The sequence below is a fragment of the Vibrio sp. 10N.222.55.C6 genome (assembly GCF_041473395.1).
Taxonomy (GTDB): Bacteria; Pseudomonadota; Gammaproteobacteria; order Enterobacterales; family Vibrionaceae; genus Vibrio; species Vibrio crassostreae_C.
Genome location: NZ_JBFRSD010000266.1, coordinates 1 through 276, shown reverse-complemented (window position 1 = coordinate 276; position 276 = coordinate 1). Strand labels below are relative to the sequence as shown.

Annotated in this window: 1 protein-coding gene; it reads left to right on the top strand. The window is 43.8% G+C overall.

What is annotated here, in order from left to right:
* The coding region (locus AB4486_RS23585; RefSeq protein ID WP_372118991.1) for a hypothetical protein at positions 1 to 276 on the top strand (276 nt) is incomplete at both ends.

The following is a 276-nucleotide window of genomic DNA, read 5'->3' as shown; positions in this document are numbered from 1 at the left end:
TGTTCCACAACATGAAATCTCGATTACCGATAACATCGTATATTACGACGGTAAAATGTATGGCTTTGATGGCAAATCTTTTTATCTAGTTTCTGGTGACCGTCCTATCACACCACCAGGTACAGATACTCCAATCAAACCGATCATTCCCGGTGAGCCTATCGAACCTGGTATTCCTACAGTTACTCCTGGAACCGGTGAAATGGATTACGTCGCAGAATTTGTTGGCATAGATGGTATGGACTACTTATTTGAAGTAGACGGGGAGACCGTGCG